At 64.7% G+C, this 23,365-nt stretch carries 20 protein-coding genes; 13 read left to right on the forward strand and 7 right to left on the reverse strand.

The genetic code is table 11. The annotated features are described in order from the left end of the window. The first annotated feature begins 79 nt into the window (after positions 1-79). Positions 80-1,006, forward strand: coding sequence for a DMT family transporter (locus GEV01_RS29935; RefSeq protein ID WP_328595666.1), 927 nt, complete (start codon positions 80-82; stop codon positions 1,004-1,006). Here the strand turns inward: GEV01_RS29935 and GEV01_RS29940 are convergent. After that, complete coding sequence (locus GEV01_RS29940; protein ID WP_152809964.1) at positions 1,003-1,569, reverse strand: YceI family protein; 567 nt, start codon at positions 1,567-1,569, stop codon at positions 1,003-1,005. The two genes, GEV01_RS29935 and GEV01_RS29940, sit on opposite strands and share 4 nt — an antisense overlap. A gap of 156 nt (positions 1,570-1,725) precedes the next feature. Here GEV01_RS29940 and GEV01_RS29945 point away from each other — a divergent pair, with 156 nt between their 5' ends. Further along, entirely contained in the window at positions 1,726-2,637 is a 912-nt protein-coding gene (locus GEV01_RS29945) for a winged helix-turn-helix domain-containing protein (protein WP_152809966.1), read from the forward strand. Here GEV01_RS29945 and GEV01_RS29950 read toward each other — a convergent pair. Next, positions 2,634-3,761: an acyltransferase family protein gene (locus GEV01_RS29950; RefSeq protein WP_152809968.1), complete on the reverse strand. Its 1,128-nt coding sequence runs from the start codon at positions 3,759-3,761 to the stop codon at positions 2,634-2,636. The genes GEV01_RS29945 and GEV01_RS29950 overlap by 4 nt on opposite strands. Positions 3,762-3,912: 151 nt before the next feature. On the opposite strand from GEV01_RS29950, the gene GEV01_RS29955 reads away from it, so the two are divergent. Continuing rightward, positions 3,913-4,518 carry a hypothetical protein gene (locus GEV01_RS29955; RefSeq protein ID WP_152809970.1) on the forward strand — a complete coding sequence of 202 codons (606 nt, stop codon included), beginning with the start codon at positions 3,913-3,915 and terminating at the stop codon, positions 4,516-4,518. A 9-nt stretch (positions 4,519-4,527) separates the two neighbouring features. On the opposite strand, the gene GEV01_RS29960 is transcribed toward GEV01_RS29955, so the two are convergent. Further along, positions 4,528-5,640, reverse strand: coding sequence for a DUF418 domain-containing protein (locus GEV01_RS29960; RefSeq protein ID WP_152809972.1), 1,113 nt, complete (start codon positions 5,638-5,640; stop codon positions 4,528-4,530). Next, positions 5,637-7,616 (reverse strand): helicase-related protein, encoded by a 1,980-nt coding sequence (locus GEV01_RS29965; RefSeq protein WP_152809974.1) that lies wholly within the window; start codon positions 7,614-7,616, stop codon positions 5,637-5,639. The genes GEV01_RS29960 and GEV01_RS29965 overlap by 4 nt, the downstream gene beginning before the upstream one ends. 142 nt (positions 7,617-7,758) lie before the next feature. On the opposite strand from GEV01_RS29965, the gene GEV01_RS29970 reads away from it, so the two are divergent. Next, positions 7,759-8,067: a TM2 domain-containing protein gene (locus GEV01_RS29970; protein ID WP_235914639.1), complete on the forward strand. Its 309-nt coding sequence runs from the start codon at positions 7,759-7,761 to the stop codon at positions 8,065-8,067. 92 nt (positions 8,068-8,159) lie between these two features. Further along, positions 8,160-8,756: an IMPACT family protein gene (locus GEV01_RS29975; protein ID WP_152809978.1), complete on the forward strand. Its 597-nt coding sequence runs from the start codon at positions 8,160-8,162 to the stop codon at positions 8,754-8,756. 12 nt (positions 8,757-8,768) lie between these two features. Here GEV01_RS29975 and GEV01_RS29980 read toward each other — a convergent pair whose 3' ends face one another. The 3 genes from GEV01_RS29980 to GEV01_RS29990 all read right to left on the reverse strand — a co-directional run bounded on the left by GEV01_RS29980 (position 8,769) and on the right by GEV01_RS29990 (position 13,198). Further along, a complete protein-coding gene (locus GEV01_RS29980) occupies positions 8,769-9,974 on the reverse strand; it encodes a DUF418 domain-containing protein (protein WP_152809980.1) in 1,206 nt (401 codons plus the stop codon). 64 nt (positions 9,975-10,038) lie between these two features. Then, the gene (locus GEV01_RS31370) at positions 10,039-12,354 is read right to left on the reverse strand and encodes an ATP-binding protein (protein WP_152809982.1); all 2,316 of its coding nucleotides are present in this window, start codon (positions 12,352-12,354) and stop codon (positions 10,039-10,041) included. 1 nt (position 12,355) lies between these two features. Further along, positions 12,356-13,198 carry a phosphate/phosphite/phosphonate ABC transporter substrate-binding protein gene (locus GEV01_RS29990; RefSeq protein ID WP_152809984.1) on the reverse strand — a complete coding sequence of 281 codons (843 nt, stop codon included), beginning with the start codon at positions 13,196-13,198 and terminating at the stop codon, positions 12,356-12,358. 231 nt (positions 13,199-13,429) lie between these two features. Here GEV01_RS29990 and GEV01_RS29995 point away from each other — a divergent pair, with 231 nt between their 5' ends. The 8 genes from GEV01_RS29995 to GEV01_RS30030 all read left to right on the forward strand — a co-directional run bounded on the left by GEV01_RS29995 (position 13,430) and on the right by GEV01_RS30030 (position 23,364). Then, positions 13,430-15,055, forward strand: coding sequence for a methyl-accepting chemotaxis protein (locus GEV01_RS29995; RefSeq protein ID WP_328595667.1), 1,626 nt, complete (start codon positions 13,430-13,432; stop codon positions 15,053-15,055). A 23-nt stretch (positions 15,056-15,078) separates the two neighbouring features. Further along, positions 15,079-15,633 carry a GNAT family N-acetyltransferase gene (locus GEV01_RS30000; protein WP_152809987.1) on the forward strand — a complete coding sequence of 185 codons (555 nt, stop codon included), beginning with the start codon at positions 15,079-15,081 and terminating at the stop codon, positions 15,631-15,633. A gap of 76 nt (positions 15,634-15,709) precedes the next feature. Continuing rightward, complete coding sequence (locus tag GEV01_RS30005) at positions 15,710-17,899, forward strand: TonB-dependent siderophore receptor (RefSeq protein ID WP_152809989.1); 2,190 nt, start codon at positions 15,710-15,712, stop codon at positions 17,897-17,899. Positions 17,900-18,119: 220 nt separating this feature from the next. Then, positions 18,120-18,746 carry a hypothetical protein gene (locus GEV01_RS30010; RefSeq protein ID WP_235914641.1) on the forward strand — a complete coding sequence of 209 codons (627 nt, stop codon included), beginning with the start codon at positions 18,120-18,122 and terminating at the stop codon, positions 18,744-18,746. A gap of 234 nt (positions 18,747-18,980) precedes the next feature. Next, positions 18,981-20,228, forward strand: coding sequence for an efflux RND transporter periplasmic adaptor subunit (locus GEV01_RS30015; protein WP_152809991.1), 1,248 nt, complete (start codon positions 18,981-18,983; stop codon positions 20,226-20,228). Positions 20,229-20,248: 20 nt separating this feature from the next. Further along, entirely contained in the window at positions 20,249-20,911 is a 663-nt protein-coding gene (locus GEV01_RS30020) for an ABC transporter ATP-binding protein (protein WP_008446651.1), read from the forward strand. Positions 20,912-20,920: 9 nt separating this feature from the next. Further along, positions 20,921-22,159: an ABC transporter permease gene (locus GEV01_RS30025; RefSeq protein ID WP_152809993.1), complete on the forward strand. Its 1,239-nt coding sequence runs from the start codon at positions 20,921-20,923 to the stop codon at positions 22,157-22,159. Next, positions 22,159-23,364, forward strand: a complete 1,206-nt coding sequence (locus tag GEV01_RS30030; protein WP_152810085.1) for an ABC transporter permease — start codon at positions 22,159-22,161, stop codon at positions 23,362-23,364. Before GEV01_RS30025 ends, GEV01_RS30030 begins: the two co-directional genes overlap by 1 nt. The last annotated feature ends 1 nt before the right edge of the window (position 23,365 follow it).

Below are 23,365 nucleotides of genomic sequence, written 5' to 3' on the forward strand. Positions count from 1 at the left end.
ATTGTACCCAATCTGTACCTTAACGACGGTAGCCGCGCGCGCCTAGAATCTGCGGCATCTGAACTCCTGGGGAATAGCTGTGCGTACGGAATACTTGAAGGGCATGGCGCTTTGCCTGACTGCGGCGGTGGCATGGGGCGTGTCGTTCCCCGTGATGGGGCTGGCACTGCAGCGCATGGACCCGTTCAACTTCACCGCGTTCCGCTACGGCGCGGCGGCGGCCATCATGCTGGCGATCCTGTTCTACCGGGAAGGCGGCGCGGCCCTGCGCCTGCGCGGCCAGCGCTACGTGCTGGCCTGGGCGCTGGGCTCGTGCGGCTTCTGCGGCTACGGCTTCTTCATCTTCCACGGCCAGCAGTTGGCCGGGCAATCCGGCGCCCTGTCCGCCTCCGCGATGATCGCGACCACGCCGATGCTGACGCTGCTCCTGAACTGGGCAATACGCCGCAAGCGCCCATCGGCCGTGGCGTTCGTCTGCATCGGGCTATCGTTCTTCGGCGTGCTGCTGGTGGTGTCGGGCGGCGCGCTGGACAGCCTGCTGCGCCAGGGCGTCGGCGGCGACTCGGCGGCCTTCCTGCTGCTCGGCGCGGCGTCGTGGGCGCTGTACACGCTGGGGGCCTCGTTCTTTCCTGCCTGGAGCGGCTATCGCTATTCCGCCATCACCACCGCCCTGGGTCTGACCACGATACTGGCCTCCGACCTGGCGCTGCAAACGCTGGGCTACATCCCCCGCCCCGCCCTGTCGGTGCTGCCTACACTGCTGCCGTACCTGGGCTATATGGTGCTGGTGGCCGGCGTGCTGGCGGTGCTTTGCTGGAACCTGGGCAACAAGATCATCACGCCGACCAACGGCGTGCTGTTCCTGGACGTGGTGCCGCTGACGGCGTTCGCGGTGGAAGCGCTGGCCGGCACGCCGATCACGCCGGGCCAGCTGGCAGGAGCTGCCTGTACCGCTGCGGCGCTGGTGCTCAACAATGTGTACCAGCGCCGCAGCCAGGCGGCTTAGCCTTCCGAATTGGCGCTGATGGTCATGTGGACTTGCAATTCATCCGCCACCGACGTCAGGAACTTGCTGACGCCGAAGTCGGACCGTTTCAGCGTCACCATCGCATCGAAGCCGGCCTCGCTGGCTTTGGCCATCGGGTCCATGTTGATCTTGTTGATCTTGCCGTTCAGGACCACCGGCCTGGTGACGCCGTGCAGGGACAAGTCGCCGCTGATCTTGAGGGTGTCCATCGGCCCCTTCTCGATGCGGGTGCTCTTGAACGTGATCTCGGGGTAGGCGGCGGCATCGAGGAACTCGGCGGTCTTCAGGCGCTGGTCGAGCGCCGGCACAGCGGTGTGCAGTCCGTCCATCGCCAGCTTGACCACGACCGAGGACTTGGTGACGTCCTTCCCATCCAACATCAGCTTGCCTTCGATCTTCTCGAAGCGGGCCACCGGGTTGGAGATGCCGTGGTGATTCCAGCTGAACGCCACGGCGCTGTGGCTGGGGTCTATCTCCAGCGTTTCCGCGTGGATGGCCGGGATGGCGGCGAGCAGGAACAACGGGAACAAAAGCTTTTTCATGCGGAACTCCTTGTGTGAGGTGAGCCCCCACAATGCGGCGGACGGCGCCGAAAGTCCTGAAAACGGTCTGAAAAAGTTCTGAAACTCTCTGAAAAAGCCCTGATCAGGGCGCGTTATAATCCGGAACTATCAAAAATACAAAACTATCGGAGCGGAATGGAAACCACTGCAAAGCTGCGTATCGGCGCATGGTGTCTCGATACGGTGTCGGGCGACATGACGCGGGACGGCGCAACGGTGCGGCTCGATCCGCGCAGCTTGCGCCTGCTGCTGTGCATGGCCGCACGCGCCGGGGAGACCGTCAGCGCCGAAGACTTGCTGAGCGAGGGTTGGCCGGGCGTCATCGTCACGCCGGATTCGGTATACCAGGCGATCGCGTCGCTGCGCCGCACGCTGGGCGACGATTCCCGGCAAGCCAGCTACATCACCAACGTGCCGCGCCAGGGGTACAAATTGGTGGCCGAGGTCGCGCCATGGGATGTCCCTGCCGCTGCGCCGACACCGGCCGCTGCGGACAGCGTCGCTCCGATGCGCAAAGGCCACGCCTCACGCAGCCGCCTGGCTTTTCTGGCGACGGCCTGCATCCCCATCGCGATCGGCATTGTTTTCTGGCTGCACAACACGCTGGCCAACGACCATCCGGCCGTCACGACTGCCCAGGCCGCGCCCAGCCCGACCTCCATCGCCGTGCTGCCGTTCGCGGATTTGACCGAAGGAATGAAGAACGAGGTCTTTGCCGACGGCATGACCGAAGAACTGATCGACCGGTTCAGCAAGCTGCCTGGCTTCAAAGTGCCGGCGCCCAGCGCCACTTTTTATTACAAGGACCATCAAGCCACAACGGCGGATGTGGCAAGCAGGCTGGGCGTGGTGTACATCCTCGATGGCAGCGTGCGCAAATCCGGCAACACCTTGCGTGTCGCCGCGCGCCTGATGAAGGCTGACAACGGCTTCATCATCTGGTCGGAAACCTACGACAAACCGTTCGACAATCTGCTGGCGGTGCAGGACGACATCGCCGCCGCCGTCACCAAGGCGCTGACGGCGACCATCGCCAAGGGCAACTAGGCTGGCACCGCCCGCGGCGCCAGTCGCCGCGAGGCGAACTGAAACACGCGGCCCAGCGGCGTCTCCACCCAGCGGAAGAAGACCGCGCCGGCGGCCAGGCTGGCGGCCCAGGCCGTCAGCATGCCAAGCCCCTGCCACAGCGGCTCGGCCGGCGCCAGGCGCGTGAACGCGGCGTTGACCAGCAGGCAGACCGGGAAGTGGATCAGGAACACCGAATACGAAATCTTGCCCAGGCCATTGACCGCCGACCAGGCGCGGCCGGTGGAAACCGTTTCGGCGCGGCCGAACAGGAACAGCAGGCAGGCGACCACCAGCGCCAGCGCGACGCGGCTGCGGAAGTCCAGGAACAAGGCCACGGAAACCGGCAGCAGCACCATCAACAGCAGCAAGGCCACGGCGCCGGGTTTGCGGCAACGGTCGCTCGCCCACCACGCCATCATGCCCAGGCCATAGCTGCCGAAGAAGTACGGCGCCCAGTTATCCCAGTCGGCGTCGAGGTTGAAGTACAGCAGCGACAGCGTCAGGCCCAGCGCGGCCAGGCAAGGCATCAACCAAGGCCGTGGACGGCCGCCGGCCACGCGCCCGCCCAGCCACAGCGCCAGCGCCATCAGCGCATACAGCTGGAAATCGATGGCGACATACCAGGCGCCGGCCGACAGCGATGGATAGCCCAGCACGCCGTGCAGCAGCAGCGCATGGGCGCTCAACTGGCTCAGCGTGGCGGGGGCGGAAATCGAACTGTGGCTCATCCAGCCGCCGGCCAGCGACGACGCGACGGCGGCCAGCAGCGTGGCGGCGATGAACGGCGGAGCCAGCTTGACGTAGCGGCGCCAGATCACGCCCAGCGGATAATCCATCCCGGGCTGGCCCGACGGCGACAGCGATTTGGCGGCCAGGAAGCCGCCGATGACGAGGAACACCTGCACGGCGATGCGCGCACTGCTCCCCAGCCAGTCTATCAACGCCGGCAACAACGGCCGCACGTGATCGGACATCGGTCCATAAAATGCCAGGTGATGCAGGACGATCAACTGCGCCGCACCGACCTTCAACAGATTAATCAAGCCAAACTGTGGCTGCACCGCGTCTTCCGCGCCAGCCTCTCCCCTTGCTACACCACTCATTCCCATCCCTAAACATCCAGCTTGCGCTAACCGGCCGTCATGATAGCCGAGCTTGGCTGCTTGATGTCGCCAGTTTGGTGACAAAGCGCGTATTTCTTTGGTGCACTAAAGTTGTATGATGCGGTCGGGAAATTATCAAAAAGGAAAAGCAATGCTATTTATTTGGGGCAAACGAAGCTACGGCTCGGTGCAAAGCGTGGGCAATACGTCGGTCAAAACTGTGTTCGGCCATTTCTGGTATTTGCCGTTGTTTCCGATGGCGAGCTACTACGTCGAGAGCAACAGCAAGGCCTGTTATAAACTCAATGGCTTCAACTGGCGCTCGGTCCTGTTCGGTTATCTGCGGGTATGGCTGCCGCTCATCGCTGCGATCGCGCTGTTCATGACGTACGCGGGCGACGGCAGCCTGCTCGTTGGCGCGGTGGCGGCACTGTGCATCGCCGCCTTCGTCAGCACCTACATTTACGACAAGAAGTCGCGCGAGCAAGATGTCGCCAAGCTGCGCGAGATGATGCAGCGCCATTTCGGCGTGGCCATCGATCCCTACGCATGCCTGGACAACCTGCAAGCGGAGATCGACCAGAAATCCCAGGCCGGCACGACGGAATCGCTGGAAGCCAACTGGTACAAGAGCGCCATCAAGGACGCCTTCGCCAGCAAGCAGACGCAGGAACTGGCGCTGCTGCGGGCGCGCTGCGACCAGCAAGACCAGCCGCTGCAACAGCAAGTGCTGGAGAAAGTCGCACGCGCAGCCTGAGCCGCTAACTCAGGACGTACGCCGCATCGGCTGCATGGTTCCGTACATCAGCGTCCGCCACAGCCATTCGAGTGGACCGAAGCGGTAGCGCCTCAACCACCAGGCGCTGATCGCCATTTGCGCGGCGTACACGGCGATGCCGAGAGCCAGCACGGGCGCCGCGCCCAGGCGTCCGAACTGGCCCAGGCCGTAGCCGAAGAATATCCAGCCAAAGATCAGCGACTGCGCAATGTAGTTGGTGAACGCCATCCGTCCGATGGCCGCGCAGCCTTGCAGCAGCCGGGGCGCGGACGAGAACTCCACCAGCGCGACGATCGCCGCCCCATAGCCTGCGGCCAGCAGCGTCTGGCCGACGCCGCCCATCACATCGAGCACGCACAGCGTCCCGCCCACCGCCACACCGAGCACGGCCACCGTGACGAACAGGCGCTTGTGCCGCTGCGGCTGCCGCATCACGCCGCTGCGCCAGGCCAGCGCGCCCAGCAGGAACAAGGCCAGCGTGCGCGGGAAAATATAGAGGTGCAAAGGCAGCAGCGCAGGCAATTCGTGCTGGCTGAATCGGACGATCTCGGCCATGCCGCCGGTCGCGTAGACCTGGCCGGCCAGCGCCACATGCTGTTGCAGCCACGCGGCCTCGGGCCACGGTATGCCGACCGGCACCACGCCGATGAACAGATACAGCGCATACATGGCAGCCGCGCCCACGGCCAGCACCCAGGCCGGTGCGGCCAGCATCGGCAGCACCAGCAGGCCAGCCAGCGCGTATTCGGTGAGGATGTCGCCGTTCCAGATCAGCAGCAGGTGCACCAGCCCGAACACCAGCAGCACCAGCAGCCGCCGCGTGAGCCAGTAGAACGGCCGCCCGGTCCGGCCCAGGCGCTCGAACTGCACCGCCAGTCCGACGCCGAACAGGAAGGAAAACAGCGCGAAGGCCTTCATCTCGAAGCCGACGTGGACGATGGCCTCCACCAGCCGGTCCCACATGCCCACGCCCGGGTCGGGCGGCAGGAACTGCTGGAATATCGACACCCGGAACTCGGTCACGAGATTCACTGCCAGCACGCCAAACAGCGCCACGCCGCGCAGGATATCGATCGCGCCGATGCGCTCGTCCGCGCTCAACGGCGGAACCTTTTCGGCTGCCGCTTGCGGGCGGCGGAATTTTGATCCTGCAGCATCGCGTCCACGCGCTCGGACGCCAGGCGCGACAGCTGCTGCGCCAGCGCCGTGTCGGGGAAGTAGTCGGGCTGGCGGTAGGCCAGCCAGGCGTAGGCCGAGTACAGGCGGCACGCATCCTCCACCTCCTGCAGCGACAGGTAGTGCAGCGGCGCCTGCTCCAGCTTCAGGTGCGTGATTTTCTTGGCGGCCAGCGAGGTGGCCCAATGCTCCCACGCGCGCTGCAGCGACGGCACCTTGGACGAGATCGGCACCAGCGACAGCGCGAACTTCTCGGCCACCGTCAGCGCCAGCGTGTCCAGCCAGGCTGCGCGTTCGAACTGGTCCTCGGTGATGCGCGGGTAGAAGAAGCCGTCCGGCACATCGATATTGTGGACGAAGCGCTTGAGCAGCTTGGCCAGCGCATGCTCGTTGGTGACGGACGAGATCCGGTGCAGATGCTCCAGCGTCGGCGCCACGGCGAAGCCGGTGGTCTTCAGCGGCACCGGCTTTTCCGCCATCAGCGAGCGCATCACGTTGTGGGTCTCGTTGTCGTAGCCGGCCACCAGGCCTTCCTCGTGCACGCCGAAGCGCCCCGCCCGGCCGGCGATCTGGCGGGCCAGCGCGGCCGGGATTTCTTCCTCTTCATAGCCGTTGTATTTGACCGAGGTGGTCATCACGATGCGCGCGATCGGCATGTTCAAGCCCATCGCAATCGCATCGGTGCCCACCACCACGTCGGCGGCGCCGTCGCGGAAACGCTGCGCCTGCGCGCGCCGCACTTCCGGCGACAGATTGCCGTAGACGGTGGCCACCGACAGCCCCAGTTCCGTCACCATGTCGCGCCACATCAGCACTTCGCGGCGCGAGAAGCAGATCACCGCGTCGCCCCTGCGCAGATTGCTCAGCTTGCGCACGGCGGTCGGCTCCATCGACAGCGGGCCTTTGCGCTTGAGCACATGGACTTCCAGCTCGCACTCCAGCCGCGCCGCCAGCACCTCGATGGCGCGGCGCGCTTCCGGTGCGCCCACCAGGTAGACGACGTTGGCCGGCGCTCCGCACACGGCGGCGGTCCAGGCGGAGCCGCGGTCGCGGTCGGCCAGCATCTGGATTTCATCGATCACGGCCACATCGACCGGCGTGCGCGTGTCCAGCATTTCCACCGTGCTGGCGACGTGGGTGGCGCCCGCCACCAGGCGGCGTTCCTCGCCCGTCACCAGGCTGACGGCCAGCGGCTTGCCGTGCGCCTCCATGCCTTGCAGGCGCTCGTAGTTTTCCAGCGCCAGCAGACGCAAAGGCGCCAGGTAGACGCCGCTGGGCGCCTTGGCCAGCGCTTCGATCGCCTGGTGGGTCTTGCCGGAATTGGTCGGGCCCAGCAGCGCGATGAACTTGCGCTTGATGCGCCGCGCCACCTCGAACGAGGCCGGATATTCGGCCAGGTTGATGCTCTGGCGGGTGCGTTCCGCGTGCTGTTCCTCCATGTCGCGCTCGACGGCGTGCTCCAGGCGCTGGCGGATGCGGTCGAAGACGATGCCGGCCGGCTCGGAAATGAGCATCTCCGCCAGCGCGCCCAGGAAGGGTTGGGCATCGAGGCCGCAATCGTCGCAGGCGTCGGCCATCTCCTGCACGAAGGCCTGGACGTAGCCGCGCAGCTCGGCGGCGACGGCGTCGCTGGCGCGCTCCAGCAGCAGCTGGGAGCGCACGCCCGGATCCATCTTGCGCCACTTGGACGATTTGGCCAGCACGCCCTGCGCCGGCACCAGGTCGTAGGGCACTTTCAGCCCGGCATAATTGACCACGCCGCGCAGCCGCAGGAAGACGCGGCCTTCCTGTCGCGCCAGCACCACACCTTTGTCGGCCAGCCCGAGGCGGCGCATCAATTCATCATCTTCGCCCTGATCGCTGTCGGTGGCGGTAGAGTGCGGCGCGGGGGAGGAAGTCATGGATGGGTACTCGGATGGATGGGCTGGAATTTTAGCAGATCGTTACAGTTGGTGAGAAAGCAGGCCGGGGCTCCCACCTATAATATTCCGCCTAGGCAAGCTAGCCTACAACAACAATACACAACAAAGGGAAAACATGGGCATGGTATTCTGCCGCGGTTGCGGCAAAGAAATTCACGAAACGGCGCCGAGCTGCCCGCATTGCGGCGCTCCGCAGCATTCATCAGGCGCTGCCGGCCCGCGTTCGGACAAGGATTACGTCGTCACCGTGCTGCTGTGCTTCTTCCTGGGTTTCCTGGGCGTGCACCGCTTCTACGTTGGTAAAATCGGTACCGGCATTCTGATGCTGCTGACTTTCGGCGGTTTCGGCATCTGGGCGCTGATCGACTTTATCATGGTCGTCCTGGGCAGCTTTACCGATAGCGACGGCCTGAAAATCACCAATCGCTGATATTCCCCTCCCCGGCAGGATTTTGTCTTTCCTGCCGATTTCTGGCACCATAGCCCGGTTTACACCGCCGCCGTGCCAGAAATCTCCCCGCCATGCCCTATTCCATCGCCGCAGCCGTTCACAGCGAATTGCTGATTAAAAAAAGCCGCTTTATTGCCTGCGTTCAGCCGATGACCGATCGCAGCGCCGCGCAAAAAGTGGTGGCGGAATTATGGGCGCAACATCCGGGCGCCGCCCACGTTTGCTGGGCATTATTAGCCGGCGGCCAATCGGCGGCCGTGGATGATGGTGAACCCAGTGGCACCGCCGGCCGTCCCATGCTCGATGTATTACGCCATCAGGATCTGGAAGGCGTTTTGGCAACCGTGGTCCGTTATTTCGGCGGCGTTAAATTGGGTGCCGGCGGATTAGTGCGCGCTTATACCGACATCGTGGCCCAGGCATTATTAAAATCCGAGAAAATCGCGATTATCAAGCTGCATTATCTGACCTGCACCGCGCCTTATGCGATGGAAGGCATGGTGCGGCGTGAAATTGAAATGGCGGGAGCCCATCTCGATCAAGTCACGCACGCCGACGAAGTACGGTTCGAATTCAGCCTGGCCGACAGCGCCGCCGCGCAATTAATCAGCCGATTGAATGAGGCCGGCCACGGCCGCATTCAATGGATCGCTCCCGACGACGAATAAGCCGTTCGCCCTTCACAAGCTGCTTTTTGGTATATTCACGCCAATATTTGGCACGGCTTCACTATGAGCACCGATCCAGGTGGCTTTGTGCCACAGCGTTTCGAGCGGTCCCTGCTTGTGACGCCGCAGCCACCAGGCGCTGAACTGTCTTTGCAGCAGCGCCAGCACCAGCCCGATCGCCAGCGCGAAACTGGCGCCCGTATATTGGTACATGCCGAGGCCGAAACCATAATATATCGACGTGCCGACGATGGATTGCACCACGTAACTGGTCAAACTCATGCGCCCCAGCGGCGAGAATATACCCAGCCAATTGCCGGAATAAGACAGCAGCGTAAAACTGGATACCAGCACCGCCATGAAGGCCACGTTGGACCACGAGGTAACAATCACCAATAAAGGCCGGCGCAAGGCCGCACCGATATGCCAGACCTCCGGCCAGGTTTTCAGCAGATACAGCGGAATAAATGCCAGCACCGCTATCGCCAGTGTTTTACGCCAGAATAGACGATTCGAATCGGAGGGAATAAACAGCGATTTTCGGCCGGCCAACATGCCCAGCATGAATAATGCGGGGATCTGGAATACCCGGCCATTTTCCCAGCTCCATCGAATAACACCGATTTTCCCGTTGGTTAAATTCCCATACCAGACTTCCCACGCCGAACCATGCGCCATATATTTTTCGGCACGGCCGAAATATGCCCATGAGGCGGGATCAGCGAGTTTCTCGTCCGGCGCCGGCAGTGCCTGGAAAAACTCTATCCACGCATGCGGTTGCAGCAATAAGAAGATGGCGATGGCGAATACCACGCCGCTGCGCAGCCGCGCCACCGGTATCAGCGCCAGGCCCAATACAGCGTAAATACTGAGGATATCGCCGTGGTAAAACATGGAATTAAACAGGCCGAATCCCAGCAATAACACCATGCGCCAGGCAAAGCGGGCGCGGAAATCTTCGCCGCGCTGTTCCCGCCGGTGGTCCTGCAAATAGAACGTCAAACCGAACAGCAGCGCGAAGATCGCGTAGGACTTGCCGCCGAACAGGAAGAACAGGCTATCCCAGATCGTCTTGTCCACCGCCATCAGCCAGGCCGGCAATCCAGACGGGACAAAGTAGAAATCGAAGTGTTCGATATTGTGCAAAAGCATGATCGAGACGATGGCGAAGCCACGCAATGCATCGATCGCATCCAGACGGGAAGAGTTGGCGCTCATGATGTTCCATCAACCTTGGCAAAAGTGAATAGAATGCCAAGTATAAATGGAAACGTTACCAGAACTATGGATTTTTAGCGGCGGCGCAGTATTTGGCCACCATGGCGACCATGTCTTCGAATTCGATGGGCTTGGAAATGAAATCGTCGACGCCGGCGGCGCGGCATTCGTCGCGCTCGGCCTCCAGCACATTGGCCGTCAGCGCCAGGATGGGCAGGCTGGCATGGCCCTGGGCGCGCAGCAGGCGGGTGGCCTCGTTGCCGTCCATGACGGGCATCTGCATGTCCATCAGCACCGCATCGTAGGGCGGGCTGCCCGCCACCCGGTCCACGCCTTCGCGGCCGTTGCCGGCCACGTCCACCTGGGCGCCCTCCAGTTCCAGCAGCGCCGATGCGACTTGCTGGTTGAGCGGATTGTCCTCCACCAGCAGCAGCCTCAAGCCCGCCAGCCGCCGCACCGGCGCCACGGCCTCCGGCGCCGGCGCGGCCGCCGCCAGGGCTGCGGCCGCGCCCTGCCCCGGCACGATCCCGCGCAGCGCCTCGTACAACATGGCCGGCGTCAACGGCTTCATCAGCACCAGGTCCAGCACCCCGGCCTGCTCCCGCATGCGCTGGTGCAGCGCATGCGAACCCTCGACATTGGCCAGCGCGACGAAGGCCGCCCCCGTGCGCCCGCGCAGCCGCAGCATCGCATCCCAGTCGTCCACGCCGTCGAGCAGCACCAGATCGTACGCCGCCCCTGGGTGGGCCAGCTGCTGCGCCGCGGCCGCCGTGTCGGCCGCGCTATCGGCCTGGCCGCCCATGCCCGCTATCATCGCCTGCAGCAGCTGGCTCGATTGCTCGCCTGCGCTGACCAGCAAGATCCGCACCGGCAAATCCGCGCGCGCCTGGCCCTGCCCCTGCGCACTGCGGCCGTAGGCGACCGCGAACGAGAACGTGCTGCCGACGCCGGGCGTGCTGTCGACCCGCAGCTCGCCGCCCATCAGCCGCACCAGCCGCTGGCTGATCGCCAGGCCGAGGCCGGTGCCGCCGAAGCGCCGCGTGGTCGAGCTCTCCGCCTGCGTGAAGGAATCGAAGATGCTGCTCTGCTGTTCCGGGTCGATGCCGATGCCGGTGTCGCGCACCGAGAAGTGCAGCCGCACCTGGAGCGCGTCGGCATACTGCAGCTTGACGCCCACCACCACCGAGCCGCGCTCGGTGAACTTGACGGCGTTGCCGGCCAGGTTGACCAGCACCTGGTTGAGCCGCAGCGCGTCGCCCACCACGTCCGGCGGCAGCGCGGGATCGAGGTCGAACAGCACCTCGACCGGCTTGCCCTGCACGCTGGTGCCGAGTATCAGCGCCAGGTTGCGCAGCATCTGCTCCAGGTTGAACGGCACCTGCTCCAGCACCAGCTTGCCCGTTTCCACCTTGGAGAAATCCAGGATGTCGTTGAGGATGCCCAGCAGCGAATGGGCCGCCGCATAAGTCTTGTCGACGTAATCGCGCTGCTGCGCGCTCAGCGCCGTCAGCCGCAGCAGGTGCTGCATGCCGAGGATGCCGTTCATCGGCGTGCGGATCTCGTGGCTCATGGTGGCCAGGAACTGGCTCTTCACGCGCGTGGCGGTCTCGGCCCGGTTGCGCTCGACCAGCACCGCGTCGCGCTCGCGCGACAGCTCCTCGGTGCGCTCGCGCACGCGCGCCTCCAGCGTCTCGCGGCCCTGCATGATCACCTGCGACATGTGGTTGAAGGCGCGCGTGGCCTGGGCGATCTCGTCGTCGCCCACCACCTCCAGCTGGCCGCCCAGCTGGCCGGCCGCGATCATTTGCGCGCCGTGCGTGAACTGGGCGATCTGGCGTATCAGATAGCGTCCCAGCAGCAGCGAGAACAGCGCCACCAGCACCATCTCCAGCGCCGCCAGCGACAGGCTCCAGCGCCGCGCCTCGGCCAGCGTCTGCTCCAGGCTGGCGACATCGAGCCCGATGCGCACGCTGCCGTAATTGACGCCGCCCACCGTCACCGGGCTGGCGACGGCGAACATGCCGTCGCTGGCCTCGTCCAGCGTGGCGTGCGGCACGAAGGGGCGGTCCAGCGCCGCCTGCTGCCCGGCCTCGGCCAGCACGCGCTGCTCGGCGTCGAGCACCTGCGCGTACAAGGTGCCTTCGGTGCCGCTGAGCTGGCGCGCGAACGATTGCAAGCTCTCCAGGTCGTGGCCGATGACGGCGTCGCGCGACATGGCGGCGAAGGTCTCGGCCGTCACGCGCGCATGGCGCAGCACCTGCTGTTCGTTGGACGCGCGCAGGAAATGCAGCACGCTGAACACCAGCACCCCGAGCAGCAGCGCCTCGATCAGCGCGATGCCGAGGATGGTCTTGGCGCGGAAACTCAATGCCACACGCATGCTATTCCTGTATCCGGGCGTCCGCCGGCGAAATGCCCAGGCGGCGCACATCGTCCCAATCCTGGTCCTGCGCCGGCTCGAAGCCGTCGAAGCCGATCTCGGCGAGCAGCTTGAGCTGCGCCGGTTCCAGGCTGATCTGCATCATCGCCGCCAGCACGCGGCTGCGCACGGCCGGGTCCAGCTGCGGCCGGGTGGCGATGGCGTGCGAGGTGTAGGGCTGGCTGGTCCACACCACGCGCAGTTCGCGCGAGATGTCGGGGTCGAGCAAGTCCAGCGTGCGCGGCACGCCGCCGCCGGCCGGATACAGGCCTTTGACCACGCCGCGATACACCGAATTGTGCGACTTGACGAAGGCCGCCTTGAACGGCAGGTGCTGGCGCCGCATCTCGGCCTGCACCAGCAGCGTCGCGCCGAACGCGGCCGGCGTCGGGAAGGCCAGCGTGGCGCCGGCCAGGTCTTTCATCTCGCGCACCGGACTATCCTTGCGCACCACCACCACGCCCCGGATGCGTTCGCCCTTGGCGCGCGCCAGCGCGCGGTAGCCGGGCTTGGCGTGGTAGACCACGAAATGGTAGGGATTCATGTAGGCGAAATCGTATTCGCCGGCCGCCAGCCGGCGCTCGAAGGTGGGCACGTCGGGCGCCGTCGCAAAGCTGAGCTTGATGCCGGATTTGTCGGACAAGGCCGCCAGCACCGGGCTCCAGTTGGCCGCCAGCTGCGACGCCGATTCCTGCGGCACCACGCCGAAGGTATAGCTGGTCTGCTGCGCGCAGGCCGCCCCGGCCGAAGCCAGCAGTAGCAGCGGCAGCACGGCGGCGTACAGGCGGCGTAATGGATGAGCCATGAGTCACCTTGGTTCGCGAGAAGACAGGAGCTTCGATCATAGCATAACGCCAACTGTTCAAACGGCATTTGTTGCCACAAGGTAAATCTTGATGTATATTAACGAAAATTGAAATATTGCATGATGGGCCGCCCAATCCCCGCGTCCACCATCTCCCTCCAGGCCGAATCCCGCCTGCGCGTCCTTGCACCCTGCGGCGGCACGCGCTTCCATCTTGAGCAACGACAAAACATGAACATGCGAAAAAATATCAAAGTAAGCACCCGGCTGGCCATCGGCTTTGGCGCCATCCTGCTGATGCTGGTCATCGGCAGCGTGAACAGCCTGATCAGCCTTGGCCAGCTCAACGCCGGCACCGATGTCATCGTCACCGAGAACTACACCAAGGTCCAGCAGGCCCAGGCCATCATGAACCACAGTAACAAGATCGCCCGCTCGCTGCGCAACGCGCTGCTGATCCGCGACGAAGCCAAGTCCGCCAAGGAAATGGCGGTGGTCCTCGAAAAACGCAAGGAAGTCGAAGCCGCCATGCTCAAGCTGGACGGCATGGTCAAGTCGGAAGCCGGCCGCGCGCTGTACACGCGCATGAAGGAGACGCGCACGCCCTACGAGGCGGCGGTGGACGAGGTGATGCGCAAGCGCAGCGCCGGCGACATCGAAGGCGCCGTCGACTACATGCTGGGCACCACGCGCGACCTGCAACTGGCCTATATGAACAGCGTCGACGCGCTGGTGGCGCACCAGAGCGAGGCCATGGAAAAAGGCCGGCTGAAAGCGGATGCCACCTACGTCCAGTCGCGCAACACCGCCATCGTGCTGGGCCTGCTATCGCTGGCCATCGGCGTGGCGGCGGCGGCGCTGATCTCGCGCCAGCTGCTGCGCCAGCTGGGCGGCGAGCCGGACTACGTGGCCGGCATCGCCGGCCAGATCGCCGCCGGCGACCTGGCGGTGGACATAGCCGTGCGCGAGGGAGATAAGCGCAGCCTGCTGTTCGGCATCCAGACCATGCGCGACAGCCTGGCCGAGATCGTCGGCCAGGTGCGTACAGGCGCCGATTCCATCGTCACGGCCGCCACCGAAATCGCGGCCGGCAACCAGGACCTGTCCTCGCGCACCGAGCAGCAGGCCGGCTCGCTGGAAGAGACCGCGTCGTCGATGGAAGAACTGACCGCCACCGTCAAGCAAAACACCGACAGCGCGCGCCAGGCCAACACGCTGGCCGCCAACGCCTCGCAAATCGCGGTCGAAGGCGGCGTGGTGGTGGCCAAGGTGGTGCACACCATGGGCGAGATCAACGACTCGGCGCGCAAGATCGTCGACATCATTTCGGTCATCGACGGCATCGCCTTCCAGACCAACATCCTGGCCTTGAACGCGGCGGTGGAAGCGGCGCGCGCCGGCGAGCAGGGACGCGGCTTCGCCGTGGTCGCCACCGAGGTGCGCACGCTGGCGCAACGCTCGGCGGCGGCGGCCAAGGAAATCAAGACGCTGATCGACGATTCGGTGAGCAAGGTCGCCGCCGGCACCGAGCTGGTCGGCGAAGCCGGCGCGACGATGGAAGACATCGTCTCCGCCGTCAAATCGGTGACGGAGATCATGGGCGAGATCAGCATCGCCAGCCACGAGCAGGAAGCCGGCATCGAGCAGATCAACCAGGCCATCGCCGAGATGGACACGGTGACGCAGCAGAACGCCGCGCTGGTCGAACAGGCAGCGGCGGCGGCCGAAGCGCAGCAGGACCAGGCGCATCAGCTGGTGCAGCTGGTGGGCGTATTCAAACTGGCGAGCGGACGCCGCGCCGCGCCGGTCGGCAGCCTGCTCAAGCGACAGCGGCCGAAGCTGGCATTAGCCGCTTAGCAAAACCGCGCTACAATTTATCGATGAGCCAACTACTTATCGAACAGCTGGAGCCTGCGGGCTTCAGCGATTTTCTCCTCTACCTCAACGATCACCTGTCCGACAACGGCCAGGGCGACAACGTGTATTTCCAGGCGCAACCGCGCGCCGACTCGCGCTACCCCGCCGACAAGGCCGACGCTTTCCGCACCGGCCTGCAAACGCCGCTGGACACGCCAGGCTGGCGGCGCCTCTGGCTGGCGCGCGCCGCCGACGGCCGCATCGCCGGCCACATCGACCTGCGCGCGCATCCCGAACGCTACGCCGCGCACCGCTGCCTGCTGGGCATAGGCGTGGACCGCGGCTTCCGTCAGCAGGGACTGGGCAGCCGCCTGATCGACCACGCCGCGCAATGGGCGCGCGCATCGGCGCAACTCGCATGGATAGACCTGCAAGTGCTGTCCGTGAACACGCCCGCAATCCGCCTCTACCAAAGCAAAGGCTTCGTTCAAACCGGCGAAATCCCCGACCTGTTCCGCATCGACGGCCACAGCTTCGCCTACACGGGCATGAGCAAACGCCTTGACACACAGACATGAGAATGATTATCATTCGCATATTTAACTGAGAAGCCCGCCGCCGCCAGCCCCACTCTCGTCTTTTTACGGGATACGGATGGACAAGCACAAGTTGGAACGGTGGGCGGTATTGATGGGGTTGGCCGCGCCCCTGGCGGCGCAGGCGCAGGTGGCGACGGAGCTGGCCACGGCGGTCCTGCCGCAGATTGAAATCCGCGGCCAGGGCCTGGGCAGCACCACCGAGGGCACCGGCTCCTACACCACCGGCAAGGCCAGGACCGCCCTGCCCCTGAACATGGCGCTGCGCGACACGCCGCAATCGATCTCGGTCGTCACCCAGCAGCGCATCGAAGACCAGAACCTCGTCACCGTCACCGACGTCGTCAACAACGTCACCGGCGTCTCCGTCAACCAATACGAAACCAACCGCGCCGGCTTCACCGCGCGCGGCTTCGACATCGACAACCTGCAGATCGACGGCGTGCCGACCACCTGGGACCAGCCGTGGAGCTCGGGCGAAGTGCTGGGCAGCCTGGCCACCTACGACCGCGTCGAGGTGGTGCGCGGCGCCACCGGCCTGATGACCGGCGCCGGCAACCCGTCCGCCGCCATCAACCTGGTGCGCAAGCGCGCCAGCAGCAAGGAACTGACCGGCTCGGCCGAAGTGGGCGTCGGCAGCTGGAGCGAACGCCGCGCCATGGCCGACGTTTCCACGCCGCTGAACCAGGCCGGCAGCGTGCGCGCGCGCGTGGTCGGCGAATACCAGGCCGGCGACAACTGGGCCAGGCTGATGTCCAAGAAAAGCCATACGCTGTATGGCACGGTTGAGGCGGACCTGGGCGCGAAGACGCTGCTGTCGGCCGGCTACAGCCGCCAGAAGAACGATCCCAAGGGACCGATGTGGGGCGGCCTGCCCTACTGGTACACCGACGGCAGCAAGACCAACTGGGATGTCTCGAAAACCTCGGCCGCGAGCTGGACCCGCTGGGGCTCGGAGTACGACAATTTCTTCGCCAACCTCGATCATGAATTCGACAACGGCTGGAAGCTGCGCGCCACCTACAGCCACGGCGACCGCAAGGCCGATTCCGCGCTGCTGTATTTGTCCGGCATCCCCGACCGCATCACCGGCCTCGGCATGGGTGCGTTTGCCGGCGCCTACCACACGCACACCAAGCAGGACGACTTCGGCCTGCACGCCAACGGCCCGTTCACGCTGGGCGGCCGCAAGCATGAGGCGGCGTTCGGCTACATCCATTCGAAACAGCAATTCAACACCGACAGCTACGACGCCGATTTCGGCCCCGGCGGCACACCGGCCGTGGGCAACTTCAACACCTGGGACGGCAGTTATCCGGAGCCGAAATGGAGCGCCGCCCAGTTCTACGAAAGCAGCGTCACCAGGCAGCAAGCCTTGTACGGCGTGGCGCGCTTCTCGCTGGCCGATCCGCTCAAGCTGATCGTCGGCGCCCGCCTGACCAACTACGACAAGACCGGCTACGGCCGCTACACTCCCGCCTACGAGCTCAAGCACGATCGCGAAGTCACGCCATATGCCGGCCTGGTCTACGACATCGGCGACAACTACTCGGCCTACGCCAGCTACACCAGCATTTTCCAGCCGCAGAACCTGAAGGACTACGGCGGCAAGATGCTGGACCCGGTCGAGGGCAAGAGCGCCGAGGCCGGCGTCAAGGGCGAGTTCTTCGACGGCCGCCTGAACGCCTCGCTGGCGGTGTTCCAGATCAGGCAGAACAAGCTGGGCCAGGAAGGCGGCATGGTCGACCGCGACAGCGACGGGCCGCTGGCGCCGGAAGCCTGGTACCGCGCGAGCACCGGCGCCACCAGCCGCGGCATCGAGTTCGACCTGGCCGGCCAGCTGGCCAAGGGTTGGAACGCCAACATCGGCTACACCCGCTTCCATGCCGAAGACGCGGCCGGTGTCGACGTCAACAGCGTCTATCCGCGCCAGCTGCTGCGCCTGTTCACCACCTGGCAGTTGCCGGGCGACTGGAAGGCGCTGACCGTCGGCGGCGGCGTCAACTGGGAAGGCCGCAGCTACACGGCCGATCCCAAGGCGCCGGCCAACACCAATGGCCGCATCGAACAGCCGTCCTACAGCCTGGTCAACCTGATGGCGCGCTACGACATCGACAAGCAATGGTCGGCGCAGTTCAACCTCAACAACGCGTTCGACAAGCGCCACTTCGGCATGTTCGCCGCCTACGGCGCCATCACCTACGCCGCACCGCGCAGCGCGGCGCTGTCGCTGAAGTACCGCTTCTAGGCAGACGGGCAAGCCGCCATCCAGGCGTCGACAGGAATTCATGCAATGTATGGATTCCCGCCTGCCCTTGAGAGTATGTGTATGGGGTCCCCCATCCCGCCCCTTGTGGAAAAAGCTCGATTTTCACCCCTGCTTTCTCCTATTTTTCCATCGATTGAACTATCTCCGCGACTACCGGTCTAACTTGGGGAAAGCAGAAGAAAATAGGGGAGAAAATCGGATGAATACCACAATGACCGTACAGCTGCCTACCGACACCCTGCTCAAGCTGATCGAAAAGCTGCGCCGCCGTGGCGGCTCGCAAGATATTTCGGAAGCAATGACCAAGGCCATCGAATGCTGGCTGGAGGCCCCGGCCAGATGTGCCCCCGGCGCAGACCCCGAGGGCCTGCATGGCTACCAATGGAAAACACTGTTCCTGCCCGAAGGCACGATCTTGAAATCGTGGAGCTACGGCGAAAACAACTACGCACGCGTTGAAGGCGACAAGATCATCCACAACGGCCATGCCGTCTCGCCGAACCAATTTGCGCAATCGTTCGCACGCTCGACGCGCAATGCCTGGCAGGATTTATTCATCCGCCGCCCGGGCGACAAGAACTTCAAAATAGCATGCCGACTGCGGGACGAACTGGCCGCGGCAGCCAAAGCGGCAGCGCCGGCGCTTGCGGCCAGGCCAGCCACTGAAGCGATGCCCATCCCTGCCGCCGCATCAACGGCAACCTTGCCAGCTCCACCGCCCTCGCCGCCCACCGCTGCGCTACCGCGCAACACCGACCCCGCGCCCGGTTGGGATCTACCGGAGCGCAGAAAATTCCGCTACCGACTGGAAGACGTCGCCTACTAGTTCGGCAATAGCTTCGGCCGCGGCTGTACGACGACACTCTTCAGGCACGGGCAATGTGCCTGGCCGGGGTGTCCGTTTCCGGACGGTGTTGAACGGAGACGGGCAGGCGCGCGCCACCGGCCCCACCGGCGGCCGCGCGCCAGAGCCTTGATTTGACTGGCTTTGCCTCCCGCCACGGCATGTGGCACGGCAATTGCAATGGAGAGCACAACTTCAGCTTTCTATTGCATCTCCATGGACCAGGCACTCAACCCTTCGATCATCTCCGGCCGCCGGCGCAAGACCGTCATGGTGCTGGCCGCAGCGCTGGCCACGCTGTGCGCCGCCGCCTGGGGCATCAACCGCGTGGTCAGCCCCAGCGTCGATGCCGACAGCCTGCTGATCGCGCAAGTCCGCACCGGCAACATCGCCAACACCATCAACGCTTCCGGCATCGTCATCCCGGTGCACGAGGAACTGGTGTCCAGCCCGATCCAGACCCACGTCGCCAAGGTCCACGCCAAGCTCGGCCAGCAGGTCAAGGCCGGCGAGCTGCTGCTGGAGCTGGACAACCGCACCATCGTGCTGGCCATCGACGGCCTGCGCGAGCAAGTGGCGCAACAGGAAAACCGCATCCTGGCGCTGACGCTGGAGATGGACCAGAAACGCAAGCAGCTGCTCAGCTCCATCGAATTGCTGGAGCTGGACCTGCAAGCCACCCGCGTCAAGCTGGGCCGCTACCAGACGCTGCGCAAGGCCGGCGGCGTCTCGGCCGAGGACTTGCTGACGGCGGAACTGAACGTCCAGCGCAACGAGATCCAGCTGCGCCAGCAACACGAACAGATCGAGGACAGCAAGCGCGTCACTTCCTCCGGCATCGAAGGCGCGCGGCTGCAAAAGAACATCCTGCAAAAACAACTGCAACAGCAGCAGGAGCTGCTGGCCCAGACCCAGGTGCGCGCACCGTTCGCCGGCATGCTGACCTGGCTGCTGGCCGACGAAGGCGCCAGCCTGGCCACCGGCCAGCTGGTGGCCAAGGTCTCCGAGCTGAGCAACTACAAGGTCGAAGCCTCGCTGTCCGACTTCCACGCCCGCTCGCTCAACGCCGGCCAGCCGGTGCGCGTAGAACAGGGCAATGTGCGGCTGGACGGCGTGGTGCAGACCATCCTGCCGGAAATCCAGAACGGCAGCGTCAAGCTGCTGGTCACGCTGGACCAGCCCAACCACGCCATGCTGCGCAACAAGCTGCGGGTCGAGGTCAACATCGTCACCGAGCAAAAGAAAAACACCCTGCTGGCCGACTACGGCCCCGCCTTCAACGGCCGCGGCCCGCAGGACATCTTCGTGGTGCGCGACGGCGTCGCCCGCAAGACCACACTCAACATCGGCGCCAGCGACGGCAAGGCCGTGGAGATTTTGTCCGGCGTGCGCGCCGGCGACCGCCTCATCATTTCAGACACCAGCCGCTACAAGGATCGCGACAGCATCCGCGTGGCGCAATAAACCGCATCGAAAGGACCATCATGATACGCCTGAGCAAAGTCAGCAAAACCTACCAGACCGACAAAGTCGAAACCCTGGCCCTGAAGGACATCGACCTGCACGTCGAGAAATCCGAATTCGTCTGCATCATGGGCCCCAGCGGCTGCGGCAAGAGCACGCTGCTGAACCTGATCGGCCTGCTGGACCGTCCAGGCAGCGGCGCCATCCACGTGGCCGGAGCGCCGGTGGCCTCGTACAAGGACAAGCACGTGGCCAAGCTGCGCAACAACACCTTCGGCTTCATCTTCCAGAGCTTCCACCTGATCAACGACCTGCGCGTGATCGACAACGTCGAGCTGCCGCTGCTGTACCGCGACCTGTCGGCCAAGAAGCGCCAGCGGCTGGCGCGCGAGGCGCTGGAAAAAGTCGGCCTCGGCGCGCGCATGGACCACTACCCCAACCAGCTGTCGGGCGGCCAGCAGCAGCGCGTGGCCATCGCCCGCGCCATCGTCGGCCAGCCGCAGGTGCTGCTGGCCGACGAGCCGACCGGCAACCTGGACAGCAAGATGGGCCAGGAAGTGATGGACATCCTGCTCAAGCTCAACAGCGAAGGCACGACCGTGGTGATGGTCACGCACGATGAGCAGGAAGCCAAGCTGGCCAGCCGCATCGTGCGCGTGTTCGACGGCCAGCTGGTCGCTTAAGGAGACGCCATGTTCAGGAATTATCTGCTGACCGCATGGAAGGTCTTCATGCGCCGCAAGCTGTTCACCGCCATCAACCTGCTGTGCATCGTGCTGACGCTGGTGGTGCTGCTGGTGGTGACGGCGCTGCTGCAAAATGCCTTCTATCCGACCGGCGTCGAAGGCAAGAGCGAGCGCTTCGTGCAAGCCGTGATGATCGAGGCGCGTCACAGCGAGAACAAGAGCATCCGCCGCAGCCCGCTCGGCTTCAAGCTGATCGACAAGTACATCAAGCCGCTGAAGGGCGTGGAGGCGGTATCGGCCGCCACCATGCCGGAGACCGTGTCGGTCTACCAGGAAGGCCGCGTCAGCGAACTGCTGATGCGCCGCACCGATGCCGAGTACTGGAAAATCCTCGACTTCAAGGTGCTGCAGGGCCGCGTGCCGGACCAGGCCGACGTCGACCAGGGCCGCTTCGTGGCCGTGGTCAACGCCAGCACCGCGCGCAAGCTGTTCCCGGGCCAGCAGGCGCTGGGCCAGAAGATCAGCATCGGCGGCCAGTACTTCAGCGTCATCGGCGTGGTCGAGGATGCGATGCACCTCAACGCCTTCTCCGACATCTGGGCGCCGATCACCACCTTCCCGTCCACCGACTACCGCAGCCAGATGTTCGGCAACTTCTCCTTCATGGTGCTGGCGCGCACGGCCGCCGACCTGCCGCGCATCCAGCGCGATATCGAAGCCGCCTCCAAGACCATGGTGTTCGACGATCCCAAGCAGTTCAACGTCGCCCATGTGTGGGGCGACAGCAAGATCGACCTGTTTGCCCGCATGCTGTTGCAGGAAGAAGGCGCCGACTCCGGCGCCGGCAAGCTGCTGACCGTGATCGGCTTGCTGATGCTGCTGTTCATGATGCTGCCGGCGCTGAACCTGATCAACCTGAACACCGGGCGCATCCTCGAACGCAGCAGCGAGATCGGCGTGCGCAAGGCCTTCGGCGCCACCAGCGCCCACCTGGTGCGCCAGCTGGTGCTGGAGAATGTGCTGCTGTGCCTGGCCGGAGGCCTGATCGGCCTGGCCTGCGCCCGCGTGGTGCTGTGGTGGCTGGAAGGCTCGGGCCTGATCCCCTACCTGCACGTGGAACTGAACCTCGCCGTGTTCGGCATGGGCTTGCTGCTGGCGACCATCTTCGGCCTGCTGTCCGGCGTGCTGCCGGCCTGGAAGATGTCCCGCCTCGATCCCGTCCACGCCCTGAAAGGAGCCGCATGATGCTGCGCCACTTACTGAAATTGATCTGGAAGCGCAAGTCGCGCAATATGATGCTGTCGCTGGAAATCCTGCTGGCCTTCGTGGTGGTGTTCGCCATCAGCGCGTTCGCGCTGCGCAGCTGGCAGCTGTACCAGATGCCGACCGGCTTCGGCTACCAGGACGTGTGGTCGGTCGGCATCAACGCCCGCACCGAGGGCGGCATCGAAGCCGATCCGCAAATCTACGACAAGCTGCGCCAGAGCCTGAAGGCCTTGCCGGAAGTGGAGGAAGTCAGCTTCACCAGCTTCCCGGTGTACCAGATGTCGAACTGGACCAGCGAGTTCACGCTGCGCGAAGGCAAGCGCAAGTTCGTCTCCAACCTGTTCGAAATGAGCGACGAGTTTCCCGCCGTGGCCGGCATGACGCTGGCCGAGGGCCGCTGGTTCTCCAGGGCCGACGACGGCGGCGCCGAACATCCGGTCATCATCAACCGCCGCCTGGCGCAGAAGCTGTTTGACGGCAAGCCGGCGCTCGGCCAGGTGTTCAGCGAGAACGAGGACCATCCCAAGAAGGCGCTCAGGCAATTCAAGGTGGTCGGCATCGTCGAGGAATTCCGCAGCCAGGGCGAGTTCATGTCGCCGACCGGCTTCATGCTGGTGCGCCATACCAGCGGCGCCGACGAAGGGTCGCTCGAAGCGATCCACCTCAGGGTGCGCCCCGGCACGCCGCGCACCTTCGAGGCCGCGCTCAACCGCCAGCTCAAGCTGGTGCGCAACGACTGGAGCTACACCATTTCGCCGCTGGCCGACATGCGCACCTCGATGCTCAAGGCGCAGACGATACCGCTGACGATACTGGCGGTGATCGCCGCCTTCCTGCTGGTGATGGTGGCCTTCGGCCTGTTCGGCGTGCTGTGGCAAAACACCACCCAGCGCATCCCGGAGATCGGCCTGCGCCGCGCCATCGGCGCCGATTCCGGCCACATCTACAGCCAGATCATCGTCGAGCAGATGCTGCTCAGTTCGGGCGCCATCGTCATCGCCCTGCTGCTGCTGGTGCAGCTGCCGCTGACCGGCGCGCTGGGCGACAGCCTGAACTGGGCGGTGTTTTTGATGGCGACCGCGCTATCGGCCGGCGTGATCTATCTGCTATCCTTGCTCTGTTCGCTCTATCCGGGCTGGCGCGCCGCGCGCCTGAGCCCGACCCAGGCGCTGCACTATGAATAAG

It is taken from the genome of Rugamonas rivuli, from assembly GCF_009380165.1.
Classification (GTDB): domain Bacteria; phylum Pseudomonadota; class Gammaproteobacteria; order Burkholderiales; family Burkholderiaceae_D; genus Rugamonas; species Rugamonas rivuli.

Bases quoted from the DNA above. Each gene is read 5' to 3' on its own strand.
- GEV01_RS29950 (WP_152809968.1), bottom strand. From the start codon at position 3,761: ATGAGTGGTGTAGCAAGGGGAGAGGCTGGCGCGGAAGACGCGGTGCAG.
- GEV01_RS29965 (WP_152809974.1), bottom strand. From the start codon at position 7,616: ATGACTTCCTCCCCCGCGCCGCACTCTACCGCCACCGACAGCGATCAG.
- GEV01_RS29995 (WP_328595667.1), top strand. From the start codon at position 13,430: ATGAACATGCGAAAAAATATCAAAGTAAGCACCCGGCTGGCCATCGGC.
- GEV01_RS31370 (WP_152809982.1), bottom strand. From the start codon at position 12,354: ATGCGTGTGGCATTGAGTTTCCGCGCCAAGACCATCCTCGGCATCGCG.
- GEV01_RS29955 (WP_152809970.1), top strand. From the start codon at position 3,913: ATGCTATTTATTTGGGGCAAACGAAGCTACGGCTCGGTGCAAAGCGTG.
- GEV01_RS30020 (WP_008446651.1), top strand. From the start codon at position 20,249: ATGATACGCCTGAGCAAAGTCAGCAAAACCTACCAGACCGACAAAGTC.
- GEV01_RS30005 (WP_152809989.1), top strand. From the start codon at position 15,710: ATGGACAAGCACAAGTTGGAACGGTGGGCGGTATTGATGGGGTTGGCC.
- GEV01_RS29940 (WP_152809964.1), bottom strand. From the start codon at position 1,569: ATGAAAAAGCTTTTGTTCCCGTTGTTCCTGCTCGCCGCCATCCCGGCC.
- GEV01_RS30000 (WP_152809987.1), top strand. From the start codon at position 15,079: ATGAGCCAACTACTTATCGAACAGCTGGAGCCTGCGGGCTTCAGCGAT.
- GEV01_RS29980 (WP_152809980.1), bottom strand. From the start codon at position 9,974: ATGAGCGCCAACTCTTCCCGTCTGGATGCGATCGATGCATTGCGTGGC.
- GEV01_RS29945 (WP_152809966.1), top strand. From the start codon at position 1,726: ATGGAAACCACTGCAAAGCTGCGTATCGGCGCATGGTGTCTCGATACG.
- GEV01_RS30025 (WP_152809993.1), top strand. From the start codon at position 20,921: ATGTTCAGGAATTATCTGCTGACCGCATGGAAGGTCTTCATGCGCCGC.
- GEV01_RS30010 (WP_235914641.1), top strand. From the start codon at position 18,120: ATGAATACCACAATGACCGTACAGCTGCCTACCGACACCCTGCTCAAG.
- GEV01_RS29970 (WP_235914639.1), top strand. From the start codon at position 7,759: ATGGTATTCTGCCGCGGTTGCGGCAAAGAAATTCACGAAACGGCGCCG.
- GEV01_RS30030 (WP_152810085.1), top strand. From the start codon at position 22,159: ATGCTGCGCCACTTACTGAAATTGATCTGGAAGCGCAAGTCGCGCAAT.
- GEV01_RS29990 (WP_152809984.1), bottom strand. From the start codon at position 13,198: ATGGCTCATCCATTACGCCGCCTGTACGCCGCCGTGCTGCCGCTGCTA.
- GEV01_RS29975 (WP_152809978.1), top strand. From the start codon at position 8,160: ATGCCCTATTCCATCGCCGCAGCCGTTCACAGCGAATTGCTGATTAAA.
- GEV01_RS30015 (WP_152809991.1), top strand. From the start codon at position 18,981: ATGGACCAGGCACTCAACCCTTCGATCATCTCCGGCCGCCGGCGCAAG.